Origin of the sequence: Flavobacterium inviolabile, assembly GCF_013389455.1 — a bacterium.
Taxonomy (GTDB): Bacteria; Bacteroidota; Bacteroidia; order Flavobacteriales; family Flavobacteriaceae; genus Flavobacterium; species Flavobacterium inviolabile.
In genome coordinates, this window is the sequence record NZ_CP058278.1 from 1,025,345 (window position 1) to 1,050,717 (window position 25,373).

Annotated in this window: 21 protein-coding genes and 1 tRNA gene; 20 read left to right on the forward strand and 2 right to left on the reverse strand. The window is 35.0% G+C overall.

Annotation, left to right across the window (positions count from 1 at the left end):
* The first annotated feature begins 4,475 nt into the window (after positions 1–4,475).
* From HW120_RS04610 to HW120_RS04685, 16 genes are all read left to right on the forward strand, one after another.
* Complete coding sequence (locus HW120_RS04610) at positions 4,476–4,694, forward strand: hypothetical protein (RefSeq protein ID WP_177731289.1); 219 nt, start codon at positions 4,476–4,478, stop codon at positions 4,692–4,694.
* Positions 4,695–6,064: 1,370 nt separating this feature from the next.
* Complete coding sequence (locus HW120_RS04615) at positions 6,065–6,316, forward strand: hypothetical protein (protein ID WP_177731291.1); 252 nt, start codon at positions 6,065–6,067, stop codon at positions 6,314–6,316.
* Entirely contained in the window at positions 6,300–6,455 is a 156-nt protein-coding gene (locus HW120_RS04620; RefSeq protein ID WP_177731293.1) for a hypothetical protein, read from the forward strand. Before HW120_RS04615 ends, HW120_RS04620 begins: the two co-directional genes overlap by 17 nt.
* Before the next feature lie 2,449 nt (positions 6,456–8,904).
* Positions 8,905–9,678, forward strand: coding sequence for a toxin-antitoxin system YwqK family antitoxin (locus HW120_RS04625; protein WP_177731295.1), 774 nt, complete (start codon positions 8,905–8,907; stop codon positions 9,676–9,678).
* A complete protein-coding gene (locus HW120_RS04630; RefSeq protein ID WP_177731303.1) occupies positions 9,662–10,876 on the forward strand; it encodes a hypothetical protein in 1,215 nt (404 codons plus the stop codon). Before HW120_RS04625 ends, HW120_RS04630 begins: the two co-directional genes overlap by 17 nt.
* A complete protein-coding gene (locus tag HW120_RS04635) occupies positions 10,851–11,198 on the forward strand; it encodes a hypothetical protein (protein WP_177731305.1) in 348 nt (115 codons plus the stop codon). Before HW120_RS04630 ends, HW120_RS04635 begins: the two co-directional genes overlap by 26 nt.
* Complete coding sequence (locus HW120_RS04640) at positions 11,161–11,676, forward strand: hypothetical protein (protein ID WP_246297035.1); 516 nt, start codon at positions 11,161–11,163, stop codon at positions 11,674–11,676. The genes HW120_RS04635 and HW120_RS04640 overlap by 38 nt, the downstream gene beginning before the upstream one ends.
* Positions 11,673–12,794, forward strand: a complete 1,122-nt coding sequence (locus tag HW120_RS04645; protein WP_177731308.1) for a type II secretion system F family protein — start codon at positions 11,673–11,675, stop codon at positions 12,792–12,794. Before HW120_RS04640 ends, HW120_RS04645 begins: the two co-directional genes overlap by 4 nt.
* A gap of 72 nt (positions 12,795–12,866) precedes the next feature.
* Entirely contained in the window at positions 12,867–13,301 is a 435-nt protein-coding gene (locus tag HW120_RS04650; protein ID WP_177731310.1) for a type IV pilin protein, read from the forward strand.
* Positions 13,302–13,308: 7 nt separating this feature from the next.
* Positions 13,309–13,791 (forward strand): prepilin peptidase, encoded by a 483-nt coding sequence (locus tag HW120_RS04655; RefSeq protein ID WP_177731312.1) that lies wholly within the window; start codon positions 13,309–13,311, stop codon positions 13,789–13,791.
* On the forward strand, positions 13,788–15,191 hold the full coding sequence (locus tag HW120_RS04660) for a GspE/PulE family protein (RefSeq protein ID WP_177731314.1): 1,404 nt from the start codon (positions 13,788–13,790) through the stop codon (positions 15,189–15,191). The genes HW120_RS04655 and HW120_RS04660 overlap by 4 nt, the downstream gene beginning before the upstream one ends.
* Positions 15,192–15,194: 3 nt before the next feature.
* Complete coding sequence (locus HW120_RS04665; RefSeq protein ID WP_177731316.1) at positions 15,195–17,108, forward strand: type II secretion system protein GspD; 1,914 nt, start codon at positions 15,195–15,197, stop codon at positions 17,106–17,108.
* Positions 17,108–18,298 (forward strand): PilN domain-containing protein, encoded by a 1,191-nt coding sequence (locus tag HW120_RS04670; RefSeq protein ID WP_177731318.1) that lies wholly within the window; start codon positions 17,108–17,110, stop codon positions 18,296–18,298. The genes HW120_RS04665 and HW120_RS04670 overlap by 1 nt, the downstream gene beginning before the upstream one ends.
* On the forward strand, positions 18,291–18,815 hold the full coding sequence (locus tag HW120_RS04675; protein WP_177731321.1) for a hypothetical protein: 525 nt from the start codon (positions 18,291–18,293) through the stop codon (positions 18,813–18,815). Before HW120_RS04670 ends, HW120_RS04675 begins: the two co-directional genes overlap by 8 nt.
* A complete protein-coding gene (locus HW120_RS04680) occupies positions 18,799–19,758 on the forward strand; it encodes a hypothetical protein (RefSeq protein ID WP_177731323.1) in 960 nt (319 codons plus the stop codon). The genes HW120_RS04675 and HW120_RS04680 overlap by 17 nt, the downstream gene beginning before the upstream one ends.
* Before the next feature lie 4 nt (positions 19,759–19,762).
* Entirely contained in the window at positions 19,763–20,275 is a 513-nt protein-coding gene (locus HW120_RS04685) for a hypothetical protein (RefSeq protein ID WP_177731325.1), read from the forward strand.
* Positions 20,276–20,487: 212 nt separating this feature from the next.
* Here HW120_RS04685 and HW120_RS04690 read toward each other — a convergent pair whose 3' ends face one another.
* Entirely contained in the window at positions 20,488–21,561 is a 1,074-nt protein-coding gene (locus HW120_RS04690) for an ankyrin repeat domain-containing protein (protein ID WP_177731327.1), read from the reverse strand.
* A 670-nt stretch (positions 21,562–22,231) separates the two neighbouring features.
* Positions 22,232–22,311: transfer RNA gene (locus HW120_RS04695), tRNA-Leu, on the reverse strand.
* Between the two features lie 160 nt (positions 22,312–22,471).
* Between HW120_RS04695 and HW120_RS04700 the strand changes: the two genes are divergently transcribed.
* From HW120_RS04700 to HW120_RS04715, 4 genes are all read left to right on the forward strand, one after another.
* Positions 22,472–23,413, forward strand: coding sequence for a ribose-phosphate pyrophosphokinase (locus tag HW120_RS04700; RefSeq protein ID WP_177731329.1), 942 nt, complete (start codon positions 22,472–22,474; stop codon positions 23,411–23,413).
* Between the two features lie 30 nt (positions 23,414–23,443).
* On the forward strand, positions 23,444–24,055 hold the full coding sequence (locus HW120_RS04705) for a 50S ribosomal protein L25/general stress protein Ctc (protein WP_177731331.1): 612 nt from the start codon (positions 23,444–23,446) through the stop codon (positions 24,053–24,055).
* A gap of 168 nt (positions 24,056–24,223) precedes the next feature.
* Positions 24,224–24,790: an aminoacyl-tRNA hydrolase gene (gene pth / locus HW120_RS04710; RefSeq protein WP_177731333.1), complete on the forward strand. Its 567-nt coding sequence runs from the start codon at positions 24,224–24,226 to the stop codon at positions 24,788–24,790.
* Between the two features lie 114 nt (positions 24,791–24,904).
* A complete protein-coding gene (locus tag HW120_RS04715) occupies positions 24,905–25,345 on the forward strand; it encodes a hypothetical protein (protein WP_177731335.1) in 441 nt (146 codons plus the stop codon).
* The last annotated feature ends 28 nt before the right edge of the window (positions 25,346–25,373 follow it).

Here is a 25,373-nt window from a genome sequence, read left to right on the forward strand (position 1 = left end):
AAAATTGGTAAAAAATAAAATTAGTTCTATTTTGAGACTAACCTTTTTTTTATAATATTCTATATAAAAATGGTATTTTTTTTAATATAATAAAATATAATTGTAAACAAATAAGGTGTCGCAATTATAGACTTCAATTCTTTTGAAGCGTAATCTTTTTTTTAAAAACTAAATGCAATGATTCAATCGAATTATATGATTTTCAATAATCCACTTTTGAAAAAATGGATTCATTTATTTTTTAAAAAATCCCAACCATAATCGTTGGGATTTTTTTTATTGCGCCTGTTATTTTTTTAAATCCCCATGTTTAAATTCATTAACTTTTATCAGATATTTTGCTCATTTTATTATATATAAAACATTCAAATATATAGGCTTTTTTTAAAGAAGAAAATCCGTTTTTAAATTTCAAAAAAAACTCCAACTGAATACGATTTTTTTCTAATGTAAAAAACTTCTTAAACATTTTTATAAGCGTCCATTATTACAACAATTAGAATCAATTATCGTAGCTATAATTTCTTTTTTTTGATGGAATAATAATGTTGAAAGTTGATTTGTCTTTAAGACATTCTCGAAATAAATCAATGGAAAACTAAAAAAGAAATTGCTAAAAAAAACCTATTGTTTTTTTCGTTATCGCTTTAAATAATAAAAATCGCAATACTAATAAGTGTTATTTTATTTGATCCATTTTTTTTGTAATCTTTTTTTTTTCGTTTTTTTTTTTTTTGCTTCACCAGGTCTGGCCAAAATCAAAATGTTTTTGAACCATCATACAGACCGTTTGTTTTCCATTTGTAAATTCCCATTCATGTTTTTGGATTACCAATTTATCTCCTTTAATTTTCCCGACTATTATTTTCCTATTTTACCCCTTTTTTTTGATCTTTTTTTGGATAATTTAGCCTTATTTGATCCTTTTTCATTTGATGTTGGGCTTTCCTATTAAAATCAGATTCATCAATTTTAGGCCCCTTTCGACAATGCAATTGCAAGATGTTTCCATGTTAAACAGATTTCATAACTATAGCCAGTCTTTAAAGGCTTTCGCCATCTTTTAACAATTTCAAATCACCTTAACAATTATTCTCTTCCCCAATCCTAAATTACTTCATAAAAGTTTATTCTTTTTGCAAATTATTTGGATTTTTAAAAACTTTTCCATCTGCATTTTCAAAATGTTTTTTGAAAAATCCTCTTGGATCGTCCTGAAAAAACTCCTTATTTCTTTGGTTAACAAAAATATCGAATTTTACCATTTGGCATAACAATTCCAAAATCTTTTATTCCCAAATATCATCCATATTGATTTAAATCTGCCATACATTTAATGGAAATTTTTGAAATCATTACCATCTTTAACAAAATAAACGCGTCTTCCATCCCATTCCAATCATGCATTTGTAGGGCTATTCAAACAAAAAATGTATGGTGACCATCCCGTATATTTTTTTTTCTAATGGATCAGGAGCAAACCATCTACTAACTCTAGGGTCATACATCCTATTCTCCAAATCATAACTATCCCTTCACCGCCTTTTAACTCGTTATCCATCTCCATTCCATTAAACCCGTAACGATATGATTCTGAGGCTTCATGTCGGTTAGGTACCAGCATCCCAAACGGATAGTAATCATTTTATGTAATTCTGAAAATAATTTCAATCAGTAATTAATTGAGATATTAATATTTTTTGATAAAAATGCTGATTATGGTAAAAAAAGGCCTTTAAAAATGTACTGATTTCAAAGCAATTATAGTCTAAAAAGAACGTAATTATGGGTTAAAATTTAATTTAAAGATAGGAGAACGTATTACAAATAGTTTCCATTTGAAAATTTAACAAGTAAAACCGTGTTCGAAAATAAATTCCGTTTTTTAATCATTACAAACATTGTTTTTTGTTTTTTTGTTGATCGTCAAAATTGGATAAACTAGAATTACAATATAAAAACTACTGGAAAAATAGCCCTAAAATTTAAAGTTTTTTATACAATGTTAGGCTTTTTTTTGATGGCTTTAACATGACTAAAGAATTGAAAAAAAAAAAGGTGATTCGGAATTTTTTTAATTCCCGAAAAAAAAAAAAGTTTTAGATAGTTTATATGTTGTTTGCAACAGGAAGGCGCTTCCGAAATACAAAAATTGAAGCGATTACCCGTGATTTGATCGCCAAAAAAAGGAGTTCGAAGCTTTTAACCAGAATTTGCCACTGAAGAATCGGCTAAAATCTGGTCCAGAATTAATGGTTATACGACCGGTTTTTTCAAAAGATAAAAAACTACGACTTTATCTTAGGATCCGAAAACAAACGATCTGTCCTTTTTTTTGCTAAAAATAAAAACTTTAGAAAAACTAACGAAAATGATCATCTATATTAAAAAAAAATACGAAGGCAATCAATAGTCTTTAGCTAGATTAAACTCCCGGATTCCTTTATTGATTAATAAACATTTTGGAAATTAAAAAAAATGTGCATTACTTTGCATACTATTTTCCAGCTTTAGATGTACTTTTTAATTTCTTTGTCAATAAATACCTGAAACATAGTGTAATAGCGATTTTACGAACCGCTGGCATGACTATGTCCGCTTATTTTTCGAACCAGATGTTCCGGCATACCTAAAATAAGTAATGTTGTAATTGCTGTTCTCCGCATCATATGAGAACTCATTTTTACCATCCATCTTTTCAGAAAAAAGCGATTAGCAGCCTTGTTGTTTTGTTTTGTCAGAACATTCCTTGCTTTTCCCGAAAAACAGAAGCTGTAAAATTGGCTAATTCACCTATTTGTTTGAGGCTTTTATTAAAAGTTAAACAGACTTGTACTTCTAAATACCGGATTTTTTTACATTTCTAGACTGATAATTTTGGTTAAATCAATAAAGCGTAAGCCGGGAGTTTGATATGGCTAAAGGTTTTGGTTTTCTTCGATTTTAGTTTTAAATACCAGTCATTTTCTACTTTTTTCAAAGTTTTTTTCGTCAGCAAAAAAAATATCGGAGTTTTGTTTTCGGATCGTAATCCTTTTGTACATTGAAAAACAAAAATATCTTTGATCCGACCATTATTTCCGATAAGTTATTTTCAAATTCTTTATCGTGAATCAGAAACTTTAACTCTCCGTTTTTTGAGACAAGACCAAGATTTCAATTTCTTTTTTGTTTTCGGACATAAAACCGTTGGAAATCGCCGGTAAAGAAATCTTTATTTTTAGGTAGTTAAAAAAAAGACCCGAATGACTTTAATGTTAGAGCCGACATAATTGTCATGGCAGCCTTTTTTTTTGTATAAAAATCTGTAAATTTCTGATAGAATTTTTTTAGTAGTTTTTCTCCGATTGTAATTCTCGTTTATTCAATTTTGAGGCATCACAAATCCGTAATTCAAAACTGGTATCGATTAAAACTGAATCAAGTTTTGTAAAACATAATACTAATTTTTTCATGGAATCCGGTTTGATCCGTTCGCCGTTCTTTTTTAAACGTTTTAACCTGTTTCGGTCTTTTTATAAATTGTTTAAACAGTGAAGTTATAGGGGCCGTTTTTTTTCATGGTAATTTTTCTCCAAAAAATATTAATTCTCAATGGAAAATAAGCACTGATTGCTAATATATTTCGTCAAAAATCCGTTATATTCCTATCCGTTTGGGATGCTGGTACCTAATCGCCACGAAGCCTCAGAATCATATCGTTACGGGTTTACGGAATGGAGATGGATAACGAGTTAAAAGGCGGTGAAGGAAATGGAATTAACTTGACAAAAGATTCTATGATCCCTAGAATTGGCCGATTCTTTCTATTGATCCATTAGAAAAAAAACCCATGGTATCTCCTTATCAGTTTGCGGGGAATACTCCTATTCAGGCAATTGATTTGGATGGCGCAGAGGAATATCACTACACTTTAAAAAAAATCGTTAAAGGAAAAACTCATTTTATATTGACAAATACAAAATAAAAGTTTAATCATGTTGTATTACTGTGGGGATTAATTGATCGATATTATAAAATTCCAGTAAAAAAAAATATTTGGTTACTCATGAAAAAAAAAAAAGGAAATACTATATCGGTTTCTGCGGGTTACTTATGGAAGTGGTAATCAAGATAAAGCTGAGCTCTTCGAACTTTTTTTAGAGATTCGGAATCTCACTGGACTTTAAATGATTTTAAAGAGTCTTTCAATTCTGAAGGCCAATCAAATAATATGGCAATGGCTCAGACGGCTGTTAATCTTCAGAATAACACTCTTATGTACGGGCCTATTAATGGAAAAGCCTGGTATACTCGAGGGATTATCAAAGAGGAAACTCACAGATAAATAGCAGACATTATTTAAGTTCTGATGCTATTGCAAAAGCCAAAAAAACAGCCCCTGCGACTATGGCTCCTAGAGCAATTTTAGACGCGGATATTGAGGCTTATAATACCGGAGATTTCAAAATTAAAAGGAGGTGACGTTTTGATTAATGGTCGAACTTATAGCACTAAGAACGAAGGAAAAACACTTTATCCGAAAAGATGGCGGTGCCAAAGAATTCATTTTAAACGTAAGTCAAGGTCAAATTAAAGCAATCCAACTAATTAAAACAGTTCCTCGTGAAAGACTGGATGCTGCAGTAAAATATTCTAAAATTTCAAATGAAGATTATAAATTTGCCCAAGACTTTGTTAAAAAAAAATATTAATCATGGCGATTCTAGTTTGTTACTATAAGAAGAAATAAGAATTGATAGGATATTAAATGCTTTGGCTACCATATTTAATACATCCAAAAAATCGAATAAATGAACTGAAAAATTTTGATGAATCTGCTACAATTAATTTTGAGATAACACAGCTTAATGTGATTCGTGCAATTTTAATTTTCAATTAGAGGTCTTCCTTTTAAAAGAAAATATTTTATCAGCGGAAATATATAATAACTTACTGTTGGTTATTGAACTAAAAAAAAAAATAATTGGTCTGGATTTTTCATTACATGATTTTTTAAACCCATATAGTTGGTTACTATTAAAAGATCATAAATTATTTTTAAACAAGATTCTGATTTTGATGATGGAATTGATATTAACACTAATAATCAAATGGAATTGGATATGAAAAAAAGTATTGAATATATTACCTCAAAAAAAAAGATATATTAAATAATTCTTTTGAAGTTCCATATTTTTTTAAGGACTCAAATTCATGGATAAAATGCTCTATATAGATTGAATAGAACAATCCAGTAAATTGCATTCAATTTTAAATGTTCAAAACAAAAAAACCTAACTTTTAAAAATTTAGGTTTTTTTATTTTCCATCCCTAACTGATTTTTTTTTTTTTTTTCTTGAAGAAATATTACAAAAAACCTTTCTTAAAACAATTTATAAAAATCGATATCGAAAAATAAGTAAATTTCTATCAGAAGAAAATCATTTTTTGAAAAAAGTTAAATAAGAAGTCCTCTAATTATTTGTAAAGAGCCTATATTTGAATCGAATTTCACCTCATTATTACGTTCATTTTTTCCATAATTGCAATCAAAATCATCCCGTTTTTTTTTTTTGAGGTGTTTTTTTTACTCTGATTAGTATTTTTAAAAAAGTTTTAAATTCCATTTAAATTACTGTAAATTACTTAATTACATAAATATAATTTCTATCCGTTTGGGATGCTGGTACCTAACCGACATGAAGCCTCAGAATCATATCGTTACGGGTTTAACGGAAAGGAAAAAGACGATGAGTTTAAAAGGTGGCGAAGGGAATCATATCGCTTTTTTTTTTTTTCAGAAAGAGGCTATGATCCACGTTTAGTAGATGGTTTATCACTATTGATCCTATCGCAAAAAAAAATCAGTATCCTTCTCAAAGTCCATTTGCCTTTGCATAAACAGCCCTATTGAACTTATTGATGTACTTGGAATGGGACCTGGTGACCCGAAAAAAAATCATTTTTGTTAAAGATGATAATTTGACAAAAATTTCCAAGAAATATGGCGTTTCCATTGATGATATAGTAAAATGAATGGAATTGTAGACAAAAATAAACTTTTTAACGATTGGTCAGAATTTGATAACAATTAACCCTGAGGCTGATTTTTTTGTTAATCCAAGAGGAGGTTATCAAAATCTTTTTAATGCAGATGGAAAGGAAGTTTTTCAAATAATATTGCAAGTGTTGGTTTTGACTAACTTTGTATTAGGATTGGGCGAAAGAAACTTAATTGTTATCGGAGGTGATTTGAAAAAAAAATCTGTTCAAAACTGGAAGGTCGTAAAAGGCCTTTTTATAAAGAACATCATCAATGGAAATGGTAGATGAAATTATTAACGATGGAAAAGTCAATCCTGGAGAAATAGCCTATAGAAATTTTAGACCAGGAAATCTTCCGTCCAATGTAAAAAAAACGGGACTCAAAGAGGCTTTTGAAAGATTAAAAAGGAGAAAAATGGAAAGATAATAGTCAAAATAGTCCAATACATGTTCTCGGATCATTTAACATGTCTATACGGGTAAATGCAAATGGAACAACAGCAACGGTCTGTATTTATGATTCAAAAACATTTAAATCATTTATTCTGAGGTAATGCTGGTGAAGAAAAAAAAAAAAAAAGAAAAGATTCAAAATATAAATTTTTAACTAATACTTATCAGTAATTTAAATGGAACGTAAACATTCCAAAAAAAACAATAGGTTTTTTTTAGCAATTCTCTTTTAAAAACGGGCTATTTTGAATTTCATACAGAATATCAAAAAAAAAAATAATGGGAAATATTCTGATTCAAAAACAGGAGAATATGGACGTAAATGTTTTTACTTTTTTTAATCGGATGAGATCTATTCAGTTATAGTTGAGGATTGTAAAACAGTCTATTAATTAATCAAGAAAAAAAAAAAATTTGAAGGTTTTTTAATAATAGTAATGATAAATATTATAAAAAAAAAACATTATTGATGGGGATAATAAAAAAAACCTAACAGGCGCAATAAAAAAAAAGAGACGATTACTAAGGCTTGACTTTTAAAATTGAAAAAAAAAAGGATCCATCTTTTTCAAAAGTGGATTATTGAAAATACATTTTATCCATTGAATCGCATTTAGTTCTTAAAAAATTGGAACTTTAAAAGATTTAGTCTATAATTGCGACACCTTTTTTGATCCTGTTTACAATTATAATTTTATTATATGGTAGTCCATTTTTTTAAGTTAATATTCCATCAAAAAAAATCAGTCTTGTTCAAAATAAGACTAACCTTTTTTTCTTTTAATAGTAACCAATTTTCCATCTGTTTTTTTTTAATAAGGTATTTGTGAAAAAAATCCAGGGCCAAAATTATTTTATACAGGTCAATAACAAACATTGATCCTTCTGCTGGTAAATTTCCGTGTTTTCCCAAATAAATTTTCAATAAAGATAGCAAAGCATAAACCCTAAGTTAAAAAAAATGAGAATCACTAAAGGTTTATTTTTTAATAATAAAATTAATTTAAAGCATAAGAAAAAAAAAAAGCACTTTTAAAGTTCAACCATTTTTTAACAACCTCCAAAAATATGGTCCATAAGCATTTAATATCCTGCTCCAATAATATTTCTTTGCTTTATAAGAAACAAAACCGAATCGCCAAAAGTAATCAATTTTTTTTAACAAGCATTAAAAGGGTCAATACTATTTCTTTTTGAAATTTTAAATATAAATCAAAATCGTAGAATCTTACTTGTCATCGTGTTTATTTTTATTAATTCTTTACCTAGTTTTACTTTTTTTGATCTTCATAACGTTTAAAATTTTTTACCTCCACTTTTCAAAACATTTTTTTCATAACCTTCGTTCTCTGATGCGCAATAGGGCTACCATTAATTTATTAACACCAGCAATTTTTTTTTGTTAAATCACCTCGATAATTTTAATAAATTCCTGAACTTTTGATTGTTCAAATTCTACCATTTTATAATCCATATCAATACCTACTTTTTTTGCCCTTCGAATGATTGAACTTAAATTTGTCGTCGGTATTTATCTGGTAAGTTTTCCGTCATCCAATAGATCTTTTGCATTTTTTTTTTTTCCATTAATAGGCCCAAAAAAGTCATTTCCTTCTTGAAGGAATCAGTCTACTTTACGACATTGAGAAAATTTGATTCCATCAGAATTTCTGTACCTTTAAAATCATTTAAATCCAGTAACGATTCTGCAGCTCCAAACCATTTGGAATTGATTCCTTTTTTTGATTACTGCACTTGTTTTGAACCCAAACGTATATAGTATTTGGTTTTAAACCGTTCTATAAGCAAATCAGCTTTTTTTGTTGTACTATTTTATAAAAAATCTGCTGCATTAATGCTTATTATCATAAATTCCTGCTGTACCATACCATTGTTTGGTTTTAATTTGTAATATAAAACGAGTTTTTTTTTAACGATAAGTAAACTGGTTCTTCCATCAGCCATCAACAAAAAAATAGGACTATTTCCCATCGATGAATAAGATGACCAATGGGGTATTTTTTTCTAATGGATCAGGAGCAAACCATCTACTAACTCTAGGGTCATACATCCTTTGCTCCAAAGTCATAACTATCACCTTCACCGCCTTTTAACTCGTTATCCATCTCCATTCCATTAAACCCGTAACGATATGATTCTGAGGCTTCATGATTAGGTACCCAGCATCCCAAACGGATAGGAATTATAGTAGTATAAAAATCTTATTAATAATAACTTACAGGTTTGTGTAAAATTTAAAAATTGCCTATTATGGTGAAAAACGACCCTTTTTTAACGCTGAAAAAGATACAGGCTTAGGGTTGAATTTAACTAAATTTTTTAAAAAAGAATCGTACAAAAAGGTTTTTTCTGGTTTTTGAAAAAGTACTATATTGCGACGATTAAAAAAATAATTGAATCCCTTGAAAACAAAGACTTTATTTCGTTTTTTTTGCATATCCTTAGTAGTAATATTCTTTTCTTTTACAGATCCGTATCTGATAAAGCGCGTTTCCGATGCGAACTTCCGCTATGAATTCTATGTAACGGATAAAAAAGTAAAACCCAAATCGGAAAAAACCTACTATTGGTTTAAAGGCGGAACCATACATAATGCACAAGGCGGTACAGCTGGTGAATTGCTGGATGATGCCTTTACTAAAATGTACCACAGCAACCAACTGGCAGAACAGGGGCAATTTGAAAAAGGACTAAAGATAGGTTTGTGGAAAACCTGGTATCCGAACGGAACATTGGAAACAACTCAATACTGGAGCAGTGGTCTGAAAACGGGAAACTTTTACCGCTATGATGATAAAGGAGTGCTGATTGAAAAAGGATATTATAAAAGCCATATCAAACACGGGGAGTGGATTGACCATATCAAAAAAGATACTACCGTTTATAAAAACGGAAAAGTATTTGTGGCGCCTCCTAAGTTGACTAAAGAAGAAAAAGCAAAAGTAAAAGAAGACGAAAAAGTAGCAAAAGCTGCTAAAAAAGCTCAGGAGAAACTGGACAAAGAGAAAAAAGCCCTTGAGAAAGAAAATAAGAAAAAGCAAAAAGAGCTGGACAAACAACAAAAGGCGAATCAGCCACAAAGAGTGAACCAGCCACAGGAACAAAAAGAAAGTTTCTTTAAAAGGCTGTTTAAGAAAAAAGAACCAAAAGAGAACACGAATGGTAAAGGCGCATAGTCTTTTATATGCGGTTTATATTTGCCTGATTGTATCCATAATCTGCGGCGCATTGCTGTATTTCTCCGGTTTGTACAATCAGCTGAATTTGTATTACAATTTACAGGAGGAATTATACATTCATAACCAGTCGGTGGTGAATTATGCTTTGGGGAATAAACTGGCTGCAGAAGAATTTCCGGCAGACGAAGCCTCCGGAGTTCAGGGAAATTATGAAGTAAGACAATACGGATTACTGAATGTGCTGCTGGCAAAAACATCCCTAAGGAATGATACTGTTGTTTCGGCGCATATTGTAGGAAGTTATTCCAATGATAAAACAGCGATTCATTTGGCGAACCTTACCAAATCGCTTCGTTATTCGGGAACGGTCAGGCTGAATGGCGATAATAAATTACCGTCAACATTTATAGAAACGTCGTATCTCACGAACAAAGCAAGCCAGTTGACGGTTACCGGGAAAAATACTGTTTCGGAGATCAAACTTCCGGAGATCAATGAAAACTTTAAGAAGATCTTTGAAGGAATCAAAACAGAAAAAGTAGCCTTATCCCAGTTTGAAAAAACAAAAGACTCCCTGTATTTCAATTCCTTTCTGAAAGAAACTAAGGAAATACTGTTAACGAATACGCTCCTGGCCAATGTTATATTCAAAGGGAATTTCGTACTTCGTTCGAATGATTCGATAGTGATCAGGAAAAATACGGTTTTGGAAGATGTCATACTGATAGCCCCGAAAATAACTTTCGAGGAAGGATTTAAAGGAACGGTTCAGGCTTTTGCGACCAAAAGAATAGAGCTTCAGGAAAAAGTGAATCTGCAATACCCGTCTGTAGTTTGCGTGTATAACGACACGGAAGGGGAGAGTAAGCTCAAAATAAAAAAGGAATGTAAAATAGAAGGCGCAATAGTCCTGTTTGGAAGCTCGATATTGACAATCAATAAAAACATTATGGAGCTTGATGAAAAAAGTTTCGTACTGGGCGATATCTATTGTACCGGAAAACTGGACTTAAAAAGCGATGTACGCGGTTCGGTGTACACCAACTATTTTTTCTATAAAAACGGTTCTTCCGTCAATGATAATATGATTGTAGACATCGAAATAGATCCTTTAAAGCGGCCGGAGTACTTTATGGCGATTCCGTTATTTGAGGCTAAAAAAAACAATTATGGTGTTATTAAAAAAGTATTGTAATATTCCGGCAAACTCCATTCTGGAATCCGTAATTGCGCTGACAATAATTTCGGTATGCCTGTATATTGCGATCACGGTTTATGCCGCGGTATTTACACCGCGCACATCTGCCAGGTTTTACAATACCCAGAATAAAGTCAATGAAATGTTTTATCTGATGCAGCTGCAAGGAGATTCTCTGCAATATGATAGTGAAGATAAGAACCTTGAAATAGAGGAAGAAGTCGTTAACCCCGGAGTGAAGAAAATATTCATACAGTATAAAGACAGTACTAATTTCAAATTTGAAAAAAGTTTTTACATACAAAGCAGCGGTGAATAAAACACAATTACAGGCCTTTTCAATGATAGAGGCCATTGTGGGTATGGCCATTACAGCAATTATCATGAGTCTGATATTTGTTGTTTTTTCTATTGTCACCGAAAGACTGCTGGATTTTAAAAACCAGAACCAGCCGGTAAACGATCTGAACCGCCTGACGTATTCGGTTAATAAAGATATTTTCGAAAATGATAAAATGCAGATCCGGCAGGAAGAACTTGTTTTTACCGGATATTCGGGAGAACTGGTCAGATATAGCGTTCAGGAAGACTATGCTTTACGCACCAAAGGCGAGTTTGTTGACACGTTTAAAATTCAGATAAAAGAAATGGTTATGGATTCTGTCTTTAGTCGCTCGAAACGATTAGCCTTCCGGAAACTGAAAATGAAGCTGGAAGTCAGCGAAAAAGAAATGGGGCTGAATTTTTATAAGCAGATTTATGCTAACGAACTATTACAAGCAATACAGGAGAAATGAGTTTTGATTTAAGTACCTATAAAAAAGAAAAAACGGAGAAAAAGGATTTCAGGATCGAAACCGGTCAGCTCCAGTTCTCAAAAAAACTATCCGATAAAAAGAAAGAAGTTTTCTATCGGGAATTGGGTATGCTTTTAAAGTCCGGGGTAGATTTTAAAAAAGCACTGGAAATTCTGAGCAACCAGTCCAGTAATAAGCTGGAAAAAGAAATCATTATCGAAATCAAGGATAAAGTAGTAGAAGGCAGGAGTATCTATGAATCCATGAGGGAAACCAAGCAATTTTCGCCCTATGAATATTACAGTATCCAGATTGGGGAAGAAACCCGGAAACTGGAAGAGGTTTTAACCGAACTGCAAAAATACTTCAACCGGAAAATCCAGATGCGCAGGCAGATCGTTTCGGTATTGACCTATCCGGCGATTGTAATGTGTGTGACCATACTGGTATTGTATTTTATGCTGAATAAAGTCGTGCCGATGTTTAGCTCCGTTTTCAAACAATTCGGAAGTGAGCTGCCTAAAAGCACGCAGATCATTCTTAAGATATCGAATCATTCCGGAACCATTTTTACAATAGTGGCGATTGTGATTGCGGGACTGGTGTTAATCCATGTCCTCCTGAAAGGTAAAAACAGCTACAGGGCTTTTACGACCAACATGATCTTAAGAATACCCTATTTTGGAAGCCTGATCCGTAAAATATACATCTCCAGGTTCTGTCAGGCCATGAACCTGCTGATAACCTCAAAAACAACACTCATCAATGCGCTGTCGTTAACCTCCAAAATGATCGGATTCTATCCGATTGAAATTGCGATTGAAGAAATCAAGGAGGATATTACCAGAGGGGTTTCGCTTAGTGACAGTTTAAAGAAACACCATGTTTTTGAAAATAAAATGGTTTCCATGGTTGAAGTGGCCGAACAGGTTAATCAGCTGGATACCATGTTTGAACGACTGGCCGAACAGTATAATGAAGAGATCAGTCACCAGACAAAAATGATTGGAGTAATCCTGGAACCGATGATTATTATTGTAATTGGCGTCATCGTTGGGGTGATCATGGTATCGATGTATGCGCCGATGTTTGATTTAAGTAAAATAATAAATAATTAAGAATCATCTCATTAATGTTTGTATTTTTGCCGCCGTTAATTAACACTTTTTAATAAATAAAATAGTATAAAGATGTTTGCTACCACAAAAAAATATCTTCAAAAAATAAAGAAAGCCGCTGTTAAAGCCTACTCCTTAACGGAGATTCTAATCGTTTTATGTATCATCGGAATTTTATTACTGATGGTATTGCCCAACCAGACCTCGGTAATCAGCCAGGCTAAGGCAATTGAAGCGCAGGCAATGCTCAATCAGGTATATGGCTTGCAGAAAAGTTATTTCTACAGACACTCAAAATATTCCAACAGTTTGGAGGAATTGGGCTTCGAACAGGAAAAAACCGTTCAGGAAGGTGGACAGGCTGTTTACAAAGTTGAAATCATTGAAGCGTCAAACGATTCTTTTATGGCAAGAGCGACCTCGGTTTCCGATTTGGATGGCGACGGTAATTTCAATACATGGGAAATAGACAGTAAAAAAGTGCTCACAGAAGTGACAAAAGAATAACGTGTATATGTTGCCGGGAGTATTACTATGCTTATTGCTGATGGTTTTTCAGGACTGGAAAAACAGGACCATTCACGTGGCTTTACCGCTGCTGGTCTTTGTATTGTCTTTGCTGTTGATAAAACAGGAATATAGCAGCGTGTGGATGATAACGGCCTATAATGCCGGTTTCTTCCTGGTCACCTTTGTGATATTAATACTCTATATGAGCTGGAAGAACAAACAGTTTTTAAACCCGTTTGAACACTATTTCGGACTTGGTGACCTGCTGTTCTATTTAGCGATAACACCCTTATTCCTGCTTAAAAACTATGTGGTCTATTTTATTTTTTCCATGCTGTTTTCCATAGTACTACAATTGGGATTAAAGAAAGTCATGAAACACAGGACAATACCTTTGGCTGGCTTTGCATCCCTTTTGCTATTGATACTGATGGCAGGCGATCTATTTTTAAATTTTTATAAAATCACATTGATACCCAGAATATGAATGATATAATGGTCAATCCGGATATACAGCATATTATTTCAAGTGATATGGCAAATCATTACAGGGTTTTACCAAAAACTGTAAATGAAAATACAATCGAATTATATATTGATGGTTCCCACAATCATCAGGACATAAAAGACGAACTGGAATTGTTATTGGGGAAACAGATTTCATTTGAAATTTCGGATGCTTCCGAAATCGAAAAAGCACTGTCCATTCATTACCGGAAAGAACGTCATACCAGTAGTAATAAATCCCTGAATATTGAAAAAGGCGATTTCCTGGAAAACCTTTTAGAAGAAGCAAAATCCTTAAAAAGCAGTGATATTCATTTTGAGGTTTATGAAGAGTCGTCCCGTATTCGTTTCAGGATCGACGGTCAGCTTATCGAACGCTACAAGGTAGAAAAGGATAACTACCTGGAATTAGTGAATAAGATCAAGATCAAGTCCAAGCTGAACATTACCGAAAAGCGATTGCCGCAGGACGGAAGGATTACCAATGAATCATTTGATATCAGGGTTTCCATATTGCCGACCTTATTTGGCGAGAAAATCGTAATGCGTTTATTGGGTCAGGATGCCTCAAATATAGATCTGAACACGTTAGGACTGGAAAAAGAAGAACTGAGAAGTTATCTGGAAGCAGTAAAAAAACCAAACGGGATCATCCTGATCAGCGGTCCTACAGGTTCCGGTAAAACCACTACGCTGTATGCCACATTGCGATTGCTCAATGATTCCAAAAGAAATATTGTAACGGTAGAAGACCCGATCGAGTATACCTTAAAAGGAATTAACCAGGTGCAGCTGAAAGAAGATATCGGACTGACATTTGCGTCGGCCTTAAAATCGTTCCTGCGTCAGGATCCCGATGTCATTATGCTCGGGGAGATTCGTGACTCCGAAACCGCATTAATGGCAATACGTGCCTCATTAACGGGACACCTTGTGTTGTCCACAATACACACCAACTCTGCAATCGGGACAATTTCCAGACTTGTAGATATGGGAGTGCCGTCCTATCTGATTGCGGAAACGCTCAATCTTTCGGTAGCACAGCGGCTTGTTCGGAAACTTTGCAATGACTGCAAAAAAGAAGCCGTTTGTAATAAAGAAGATTTTCCGTCCCATTTCGAATTTCCGTATGAAATCGAAACCTATTATAAACCGGTTGGCTGCAACAAATGCTATCATACCGGATACAGAAGCAGAAGAGCTATTTATGAAGTTTTAAATATTAACCATAGTGTTTCCGAATCGATAAAAAACAATACCATAGCGCAGTTTTTGGGTAATGATGAAAAACACAAATCATTATCTGAAAAAGCCTTTGATATATTAGCCGAAGGAGAAACTTCATTAGAAGAAATATATTCTATTTTAATTAACGCCTAAGAAATGTTTAAAAAGACCGTTTTTTTAATTATAAGTTTATTAATCACAGGATTACTGTCGGCTCAGGATATTGAGCTGGAAAAGAAATTTGACGAATTAGCCAAACAGAAAAAAGGACTGAACGAAATCATAAAAATTGATGTTTCAGGCTTAACATTGCACGACTTTATTCTCTCCATTGCCGAAGAACATCAGTTGAATGTCAGTGCCGAAAGTGATCTGACCCAATCGGTTGTAAACAACTTTTTCGATGTAACGGTAAAAGACGTGTTCCTTTTCCTGGCGCAGAAATACGATCTGGAAGTTGGTTTTATGAGTAATATCATCACTTTCAAGAAAAGAAAAGAAGTGAAGATCATAGAGCGGAAACAGCCTAAACTGGTCGATGTCAGCTATAACCCTCAGAACGATTTCCTGTCGGTGAAATTGGAAAACGATTCACTGCCGTCTGTTGCGAAGGCGATTATTGATAAATCCAGTAAAAACCTGATCCTGGCACCGGATGTTAAAGGCCTTAAGGTATCTTCCTATATCCTGAACCGCCCGTTCGACCAGGTAATTGAAATGATGGCCAAGTCAAATGATTTATTGGCGACCAAAGATGAAAACGGTTTCTACTTTATTGAAAAAAATAAGGATGCGAATAGCGGTGCTGCCGGAAATACTTATGGCGGTAGCGGTCAAAAAACCAAACAGCCCAAAGCATCGGTCGGTGCAGCCGGATATTATGAAGTTGACCTGAATAAAGCCGGATTTTTAACGGTAAAAGCCTATGTTGCCGATGTTTCCGATTTGATTACCGAAGCGGCAGAAAAACTGCATGTAAACTACTTCCTGTACAACAAGCCGGAAAATGAAAAAACAAGTTTGTCGGCAGACAATATCACGTTTGACGACCTGTTGGAACATGTTTTTAAAGGAAAGAAATACATTTACAGAAAACAGGAAAACCTGTATCTGATCGGAGAACACGCTACAGAAGGATTGCGCGCTACAGAACTGATCCCGCTCGAAAACCGTTCCATAGAATCCGTATTGCCGTCATTGCCGAAAACGTTCTCCGAAAAATTAGAGATTAAAGAATTTGTGGAATTAAACGGACTTATCGTTTCCGGTTCCAGAAGCGCTATAGAAGAGCTGAAAGTATACATGAAGCAAATTGATAAAGTGGTTCCTTTGGTTCAGATTGAAGTGATCATTGCACAGTATAATAAATCATACGACATACAATCCGGGATTAAAGCGGGGATAGACAGTAAAAATATCGCGCAGACAGGCGGTACATTATACCCGTCGGCAGATATGACCGTTAACGGATCTTCCGTTAACAGCTTGATCAATGCTTTTAACGGATTCGGACTTTTTAAACTGGGGAAAGTAACACAGTCGTTTTATATGAACTTGAAATTACTGGAAAACAACTCCATTGTAAAAATTGAGTCCACACCTAAAATTGCAACAATCAGCGGACATGAAGCGAAATTGGCAATAGGGGAAACCAGCTATTATTTTGAACAAAACAACCGATTGCTGACCAATAGTATTGGAAACGATATTTTACAGTCCGGTACGTGGAAATCGACCGATGCAAACCTGAGTGTTTCGATCAAGCCGTTTGTGTCAACAGACGAAAATGTAACGCTGACAATATCTGTGGAAAAAAGTTCTTTCTTAGGTAGAGCGGGCGATACGGCACCTCCGGGTAAGGCAACGCAGAAATTTGAATCCTTGGTGCGAGTGAAAAACAACGAAATGATTTTGTTGGGAGGTCTGGACGAACTGAAAAAAGAAAACTCCGGTTCGGGTGTGCCGTTGCTTTCCCGTATTCCGATCCTGAAATGGTTTTTCAGCAGTAGAAAAAAAGGTAAGAACGATTCGAAGTTGCACATTTTTATTAAACCTACCATTATTTACTAATGCTGCCGATACTGTCTAAAATAATAAAGATTAACAGTCTTAATATCGTTGGGGTTTCCAAAACGGAAAACGGTGACGTTTTTAACCTGCTTGTTGTAAAACGAAAAGGCAATAAAATCGATATCGTGGCAACGGAAACCTACGATTCTTTTGACGGTTTGGAGAAAAAGATAGATGCCAAATTACCGGTTATCATCGTGGTTGACGGGAAAGGTGTTTTGAATAAGAAAATCGATTTTAATAATGAAGCCGATGTAAACTGGCAGAAAAATGTCGATTATAATGCGATCTATTTTACAGCCTATAAGACCGGGACAAGCAACTATATCAGTTTTTGCAGAAAAAATGCCGTTGAGGAAGTCCTGCAAAAATTTATAAACCATAAATTACAGGTAATAGATGTATATGTTGGTGCTTTCCTGACAGCGCTGTTGCAGCCCGCTATTAACGAAAAGAAAATACTTTCCGGCGATTTGATGCTGGAATTTGAAGATGCTGAATTTGTTGGCTTTACGAAGCAGTTTGCGGAAATACCGATGAAACTGAAATACAAGATCAACGAAGACCAGATAAGCAGTGATTTTGTACCGCTTTATGGTGTTTTGGTTCATTTTTTTCTGCGGCAAAAAGAAGTTACAAAAACAGAAAGCGATGCCTTAAATATTGAAGAGATCATCTATAAAAAGGCCTTTACGCTTTTTGGAGCAGTAATGCTGGTCGGGTTTCTGCTAAGCCTTTTGGTAAGCTATTTCCTGATACAATATTACGGGACTAAAAATGCCGAATTGAACCTTCAGAATGTCTATTCCAACCAATCGTATCAGCTGGTGCTGGATCTGGAGAAACAAAAAGAAAACAAACAGAATATTCTCAGAGACTCGGGATTTTCCTCTTCAAGATTCTTGTCTTTTTATTCGTATGAACTGATTAAGATCATTCCGGGCGATATATTGCTTAACGAACTGAATATAGTACCGGTGGCCAAAGAGATTAAATCGAATGAAAAAGTATTGTTCGATCCGGGAACCATACTGTTAAAAGGGGAAACCTATAATGAAACCTCTTTTAATAATTGGATGAGTAGTTTGAAGAATGTGAAGTGGATTAAAAAGTTTGAAATAACAACTTTAAAAAAGGATAAGAAAAACAAGTCCCAGTTTGAAGTGAAAATTACGATTAAAGATGTTTGAGAATTACTCGTATAAACAAAAATGCGGTGCTTTGATCGTCATTTTTATAATGCTGTCCGTGACGGCTTATAAGCGGTCTTTTAGCTCACTGTTCCAGGTGGTAAAAGAGTATAAAGAACTCTCGGCACGTGTGGGTGATATTAATAAAAAGGCAAAGAATGCCGATGAGTTAAGACGCGAAATAGCCTATCTGGATCAGATGCTTGGTAAAGAAGGTGTCACAAAAGAAATGGTACAGCAGGGAATGGTTAGTTTTGCAACACAGTCACAGCCGCATGTTTCCATAAATGAGCTGGCGCCGATTCATAGTTTTGCTGATGAAAATTATACGGTTTATACCAATCAGCTGGATGTCGTTGGGAATACCAACCAGCTCTTGCAGATGGCTTACGACTTTGAAAAGAAATACGACTATTCCAGAATGGTTGGAATGAAATTTTTTGCGACAAAAAAGAATAATAAAGAAGAAGTTTTACATTTAAAAATGATATTTCAAAATTATGAAAACAATAAATAAAATTATCATCGTACTATTGGCTGTTTTTATGTCTTCCTGTGAAGATATTTTGGAAAAAGATATTTCGAACAGTTCGGTTCAGGCTACCTATCCTTTAAACGGAGCGGTTATCCAGAGTAACGTCGTTAATTTTCAATGGAACAAAATGGATGGTGCGAAGACCTATCGTGTTCAGGTTTTTGATATGAACCAGTCGCTGATCGCAGAAAAAGAATCGGAAGATACGCATTTAGAGCAGGAATTGCCGTCCGGTCACTACCAGTGGCGTGTACGGGCAGAAAATTTTGCGTACCAGTCGCAATATACCTTTCCGATAGCGTTCTCAACGGAAATTTCGGAAGATTTAACGAACCAATCGGTGATTTTATCAAGTCCGGACATTGATGCCTATACGAATTTGACAGCCCTGACCCTTAGCTGGCAAAGCCTTCAGGCAGCGACACACTATGTGGTTGAGGTGATCAATACAACTACCGGTCAGTCGGTATATTCAAATACAAACCAGACAACAACCATAGTGCAGTTAAATAATGTTGCTTTATCGGCAGAAGGTGTTTACCAGTGGAAAGTTCAGGCGGTAAACAGTGATAATGATACACAAACACAATACAGTACCCGTAAGTTTTCGATAGACCGTGTGAATCCGAACCAGCCGCAAAATGTAGCGCCGGCTAATAATGCAACGTTAACCGTTAACCAGCAAATTACCTTTTCGTGGACTATTCCTCAGGATTCCGGAACGGTTCAGTCGCCTATAAGCTATGTGTTGCAGTTTTCAGACAATGTTAACTTTACAAATGTCACACAGCAGTTCGATGTGAGCGGTACATCATTACAGCAAACTTTTACGAATCCCGGAACGTATTACTGGAGAGTTAAAGCCAAAGATAAAGCCGGTAATGAAGGAGTGTATAGCGGAGGATATAAATTTGTTTTAAACTAAGATCATGGCAAAGAAGAAAATAAATATTGTGTTGATTATTGTTGTTTTGGGGCTTTGGGGAACCGTAGGCTATAAGGCGCTTGCGCAATATTTTTTTTCAAATGAAACGGTCGAGGCGAATAGTGTTGCCAGTTATAGCAGCAGCGGAAGACAGGTTGAACGGGATACTTTTGTGCTGGAGAAAATCCACCGGGATCCGTTTTTAAATAAAACGCTGGTAAGAAGTGAAAGTGCCGCTGTTGCCGGTACTATAAACAGAGGTGTCAAACGACACACTGCTCCTGTGAAAACAGTTGTTGAAAAACCAAAGGAAGTTAAAAACTGGCCTTCGGTTGCTTATTACGGTTTTATCAAATCGGGTGAGAAAAAAGATGAACTGGTAATGCTTAAAGTAGGGAACAGTATTCACCGCCTTCGAAAAGGACAGGAAGTGGAAGGGCTGGTACTGAATAAAGTCTATAAAGATTCTGTAGAATTGAGCTTTAATAAAGAAAAGAGAATGCTGAGAAGAGGATAAATACTCATAAAAATGCCCTGTATTAATTACAGGGCATTTTTTTTGGGATGTGTTCTAAAAAATAAAACCCTGAATGTCAAACATTCAGGGTTTTGTATCCACTGTGGTGCCAATATCGAACCCGATCTTGGACAAATAAAGGCACTTAGAAGCACTTTCGCGTATAAACTAGAATTAATGCACTTGCAAAAACCCTTGTTGGCTGTAGCTATTTAACGGTTATAATCTGTTACAGTAAGACTTTTAGGAATTGGATTATTAAGCACCCACTTTACTCCTAATTCACTCATTAAATATATGTTTTCAGTATTTCTAGCTTTCACTTCACTTGTAATAATAGCCAGTTCTTCTATTTCTTCCTGGGAAAGTTGATTTTCTTGCTGAATATATTTGAAATAACTGTCCACCATTTTTTTAAATTCAATGTCCCAATTACCGCCTCCGTTATCTAATAATTCCCGGGCTACTTTTCCTGTGATACGAATAACTTCTCCCTGTACGGTTTGGGCAGCACCACGTCCGGGAACCAAAAGCTCCCATAATTCTTCGTGTTGCTTCTGCCAGGTTGTAGCTTTGACGGTAATAGGCGATTTGCCGTCATACACTATCCGTCTTGGGACAGGTTCAACCTCAAAGATGCTGTAAAGTTCATCTAAATCATTGCTTATTTGTTCCGTTGATTCATCATAAAAATTCGGTCTGTGTTGTTCAAACGTTTTTCCGATTTCAGTAACGAACCCTTTCATTTTTTCTGTTTTCTGAGCACCAGCGTTCAACAATATTTTGGAAATTTCAAGGGTATCTTTTATATCGATGTTGCAACAAGCCCTTAAAGTCAGCTCCAACGCTGTGTAATCTCCTCTTTTTTCTCCATAACCGTCCGAAACTAAAGCCTCAACTTCTGCGCCGTATTCTAGCAGTATTTTTATGTTTTCCGTGTTATGGTTTTTTGCTGCACAATGTAACGCTGTTCCTCTATGGGTGTTTGTGTTTACGTTTGCTCCCAATTCTAATAAACTCCTGATGTTGCCCGAAAAACGCTTCCCGGAACGCTCCTGAAGTGGGGTATAGCTATAGTCATTAAGCGCCTCTATGTCTGTCCCCTGTTCAACCAGCCATTTGGCTAATTCGTGCGGACATTCTGCAAACGACAATGCAGTTCCTTTGCTGTATCCACCACGAGCTTCTATCTCGCATTTGTCAAATAGTTGAATAAGTTCTTGAATATCCCCTTTCTTTAGAAGTTCCTCAAAGTCTTTCGGTAATGTTTTTCTTTTTTTTGCCATATCGTTTTTTAATTACAGCTAACAGTTCGGCAGCTTGGCGAAGTGGCAGATAAATTGGACGGGAAGTTCAATTTGCCAGAAACGCAGGAGCCGTTGACTAAAATAATAAAAAAGCCAAAGAGAACAGTATTGGCGACAAAAAAATGTGCAAACTTTCAATTTTTCCAAAACCCGCCATTTTGCCAAACGGCTTGTTAGCTGTCGTTTCTTATCTTTTCAATATTTTTGGTCATTGTATGGCTAACGATATTTTGAAAAATAAACTTATCAAAGACATTTAATCTTTATTGAGGACTGTTTTACGAAAAGAGAATGGTTCAATCTGCAAATATTTAAATAGCATCGTTTACCTAAAGAAAATAACCTTATTGGTCATTAGAGGGCAAAATGAATTTTTTGAATTCGTTTTTATTTGTAAATCAGTGTGTTGTGTGGTTCGATTCCTGTCAACCTAGTTGCAGGGAAGGTAGTTTGAAAATGATTGAAAAATCCGATTTTTTTATTGTAACAACTTGAAATATAGTAACTTATGTTTTGCTGTTTTAGTTCGATATGGAGAAATGGTGATTTTTGAGAGAAAGAGAATTTTAAATCAATTTTACTTTGTGGATTATTGATTTTCAGGCTGTTGTAAATAAAAAAAAGCTCCAAACTATGTTTGGAGCTTTTGTACCTAGGGTGGGAATCGAACCCACACACCGAAGTACACGAGTTTGAGTCGTGCGCGTCTACCAATTCCGCCACCTAGGCATGAATTATCTCATTCAATTGTGGGTGCAAATGTAAATAAAAAAAATATAAATAATCAAAAAAATAGATGAAAATATTCTTTATGTGTGGAATTTAATTTCTAAATTTGCACCTCGTTAAAACGATACAACACTAACTAACTACAAAACAACGAATTAAAATGTCACATATAGAACCGGAGGCAAAAATATTTGCATGTTCCCAAAGTGTGTACCTGGCAGAGCAGATAGCAAAGCACTATGGCGTAACGCTTGGTAAGGTTACCATATCAAAATACAGCGATGGAGAATTCCAGCCGTCTTTTGAGGAATCAATACGTGGATTACGCGTATTTTTAGTGTGTTCGACATTTCCAAGTTCTGATAATTTAATGGAACTTTTGTTAATGATTGATGCTGCAAAAAGAGCTTCGGCACGTCACATCACGGCGGTTATTCCTTATTTCGGATGGGCACGCCAGGATAGAAAAGACAAACCAAGGGTTCCGATAGGAGCTAAATTGGTAGCGAAACTTCTGGAATCTGCAGGAGCAACCCGAATCATGACGATGGATTTACATGCGGATCAGATTCAGGGATTCTTTGAAAAACCGGTTGACCATTTATTTGCGTCTACAATATTCTTGCCTTACGTGAGAAGTTTAAACCTGGATAACCTGACGATTGCATCTCCGGATATGGGCGGTTCGAAAAGAGCGTATGCTTATTCAAAATTCTTACAATCGGATGTGGTAATCTGTTACAAACAGAGAAAGCAGGCGAATGTAATTGATACCATGGAATTGATTGGAGATGTTACCGGCCGAAATGTTATCCTTGTTGACGATATGGTTGATACCGGAGGAACTTTGGCGAAAGCGGCAGACATGATGATGGAAAGAGGCGCTTTAAGCGTAAGAGCAATTTGTACGCATGCCATTTTATCGGGTGATGCTTATGAAAAAATAGAGAACTCTAAAATTCTGGAATTAATCGTTACCGATTCGATTCCGTTGAAAAAAGAGAGTAAGAAAATTAAAGTTGTTAGCTGTGCACAACTATTTGCAGATGTAATGCACATGGTTCAGAATAATAATTCGATCAGCAGCAAATTTATTGTTTAAGAATTTTTTATTAATTTAATTATATTTCAAATGAAATCAATTACGATCAAAGGATCTGAAAGAGAAAGCGTAGGCAAGTCGGCAACGAAAGCGGTACGTAATGCTGGAATGGTACCTTGCGTGTTATACGGAGGAGATCAACCAGTACATTTTATCGCTGAAGAAAAAGCGTTTAAAAATTTAGTTTACACTCCAAACGTACACACAGTGGTAATTGAATTGGAAAACGGTAAAACTCTTAACGCGATTTTACAAGATATCCAAATTCACCCGGTGTCTGATAAAATCCTACACATTGACTTTTATCAATTACACAACGATAAAGAAATCACTATGGAAGTTCCTGTGAAAATCGTTGGTAACTCTAAAGGTGTTATGGCTGGTGGTGTTTTACGTTTAAACCAACGTAAATTAAAAGTAAGAGCTTTACCTGCAAACTTACCTGACTTTGTTGAGGCTGATATTACTGAATTAGAGATGGGTAACAAATTGTATGTAACTAAATTACCTACAAATAACTTCAAGTTATTGCACCCGGACAACACTGTAGTATGTCAGGTGAGAATTTCACGTGCTGCTATGAAAGCTGCTCAGGAGGCTGCAAAAGCTGCAAAAGCACCTGCAAAAGGAAAGAAAAAATAATTTTATTTTTTACCTATATCAAAAGCACCGATTTTTCGGTGCTTTTTTTATGTTTGCAGGTGAAGGACTGGTTTTTGAAGCAGATCCGTTTGAAAAAGATTATTTTTGCGCATGAAATTATTTGAGAGATTTTTTAGTAAGAAAGAGATAATAGAAAATACAGATCCCATGAAAAAGTTTTTAATTGTCGGTTTGGGTAATATTGGAGCAGAATATGCCAATACAAGACATAATATAGGGTTTAAGGTTTTGGACCATCTGGCAAGAAAAGAAAGCCTGTCGTTTGAAACGGTTAAACTCGGATCCCTTACGGAGTACCGGATAAAAGGAAGAACGCTTTTGCTGCTTAAGCCGAACACTTATATGAATCTGAGCGGTAAGGCTGTGCAGTATTGGATGGGTAAGGAAAAAATTGCAAAAGAAAACGTTTTGGTAATCACGGATGATCTGAACCTGTCGTTTGGAACGATACGCATTAAAGCCAAAGGAAGTGACGGAGGACATAACGGACTTAAAAATATTCAGCTGATATTGAACTCTGTTGAATATCCCCGGTTTCGCTTCGGGATAAGCGACCAGTTTAAAAAAGGGCAGCAGGTTGATTATGTTTTAGGAGAATGGAGTGAGGAGGAAAAAGCAAAACTGCCGGAGCGTTTGGATATGGCTGTTGAGGTGATACAATCGTTTGCGTTATCCGGATTGGCAAATACGATGAATACTTTTAACGGGAAGTAATTGGTTTTGACTATCTTTAAAGATGAAAAATAAGTAATTATGAAAAAATTGTTGTTTGTTCCGCTGATTTTCGCGGTGTCATTTTGTAATACTGCAAAAACAAAAAAAACCGATATGGCTGTTACTATTGAATCTGTTTGTCCTGATAACGGGAAATGTTCTGTTCAGTTGATTAAAAATAAGAGCGTAGATATTAAAATGGACGGACTGGGTTCGACATACTACCAGTTAGCTGACGATAGTAGTAAATCGGTTGTTATTTACGAGTATAACCGCGATGTGCCGGAAGGTTTGCAGGACGGGCAGCACAAGGAAGAAATTATTTTTGAAATAGATAATAAAGCTTCGGAAATTGCTTTTAGCGATGGGGATTTGAGTAATGTGAAGATGTTGTTTGGCAGACACTGTTTTTGCAGGGGTCAGGCGGGTTATTTCAGGGTTAACAAAGGAAACCTTAAACTGACGCAAAAAGATAATGTAGTGTCTTTTAATTTGAATTTTAAAGTCACAGAAGTACCGCAGCTGTTTACAGAAGTTAAAGCTGTCGTAAAATAAAAAGAGTCCCGGTTTTTCCGGGACTCTT

What these genes read in the sequence shown, in the direction of transcription:
- HW120_RS04685 (WP_177731325.1), top strand. Translation starts at nt 19,763, where the DNA reads ATGGCAAAGAAGAAAATAAATATTGTGTTGATTATTGTTGTTTTGGGG.
- HW120_RS04675 (WP_177731321.1), top strand. Translation starts at nt 18,291, where the DNA reads ATGTTTGAGAATTACTCGTATAAACAAAAATGCGGTGCTTTGATCGTC.
- HW120_RS04655 (WP_177731312.1), top strand. Translation starts at nt 13,309, where the DNA reads ATGTTGCCGGGAGTATTACTATGCTTATTGCTGATGGTTTTTCAGGAC.
- HW120_RS04705 (WP_177731331.1), top strand. Translation starts at nt 23,444, where the DNA reads ATGAAATCAATTACGATCAAAGGATCTGAAAGAGAAAGCGTAGGCAAG.
- HW120_RS04715 (WP_177731335.1), top strand. Translation starts at nt 24,905, where the DNA reads ATGGCTGTTACTATTGAATCTGTTTGTCCTGATAACGGGAAATGTTCT.
- HW120_RS04665 (WP_177731316.1), top strand. Translation starts at nt 15,195, where the DNA reads ATGTTTAAAAAGACCGTTTTTTTAATTATAAGTTTATTAATCACAGGA.
- HW120_RS04630 (WP_177731303.1), top strand. Translation starts at nt 9,662, where the DNA reads ATGGTAAAGGCGCATAGTCTTTTATATGCGGTTTATATTTGCCTGATT.
- HW120_RS04660 (WP_177731314.1), top strand. Translation starts at nt 13,788, where the DNA reads ATGAATGATATAATGGTCAATCCGGATATACAGCATATTATTTCAAGT.
- HW120_RS04610 (WP_177731289.1), top strand. Translation starts at nt 4,476, where the DNA reads ATGGTCGAACTTATAGCACTAAGAACGAAGGAAAAACACTTTATCCGA.
- HW120_RS04700 (WP_177731329.1), top strand. Translation starts at nt 22,472, where the DNA reads ATGTCACATATAGAACCGGAGGCAAAAATATTTGCATGTTCCCAAAGT.
- HW120_RS04635 (WP_177731305.1), top strand. Translation starts at nt 10,851, where the DNA reads ATGGTGTTATTAAAAAAGTATTGTAATATTCCGGCAAACTCCATTCTG.
- HW120_RS04620 (WP_177731293.1), top strand. Translation starts at nt 6,300, where the DNA reads ATGGAAATGGTAGATGAAATTATTAACGATGGAAAAGTCAATCCTGGA.
- HW120_RS04645 (WP_177731308.1), top strand. Translation starts at nt 11,673, where the DNA reads ATGAGTTTTGATTTAAGTACCTATAAAAAAGAAAAAACGGAGAAAAAG.
- HW120_RS04670 (WP_177731318.1), top strand. Translation starts at nt 17,108, where the DNA reads ATGCTGCCGATACTGTCTAAAATAATAAAGATTAACAGTCTTAATATC.
- HW120_RS04650 (WP_177731310.1), top strand. Translation starts at nt 12,867, where the DNA reads ATGTTTGCTACCACAAAAAAATATCTTCAAAAAATAAAGAAAGCCGCT.
- pth (WP_177731333.1), top strand. Translation starts at nt 24,224, where the DNA reads ATGAAAAAGTTTTTAATTGTCGGTTTGGGTAATATTGGAGCAGAATAT.
- HW120_RS04690 (WP_177731327.1), bottom strand. Translation starts at nt 21,561, where the DNA reads ATGGCAAAAAAAAGAAAAACATTACCGAAAGACTTTGAGGAACTTCTA.
- HW120_RS04680 (WP_177731323.1), top strand. Translation starts at nt 18,799, where the DNA reads ATGAAAACAATAAATAAAATTATCATCGTACTATTGGCTGTTTTTATG.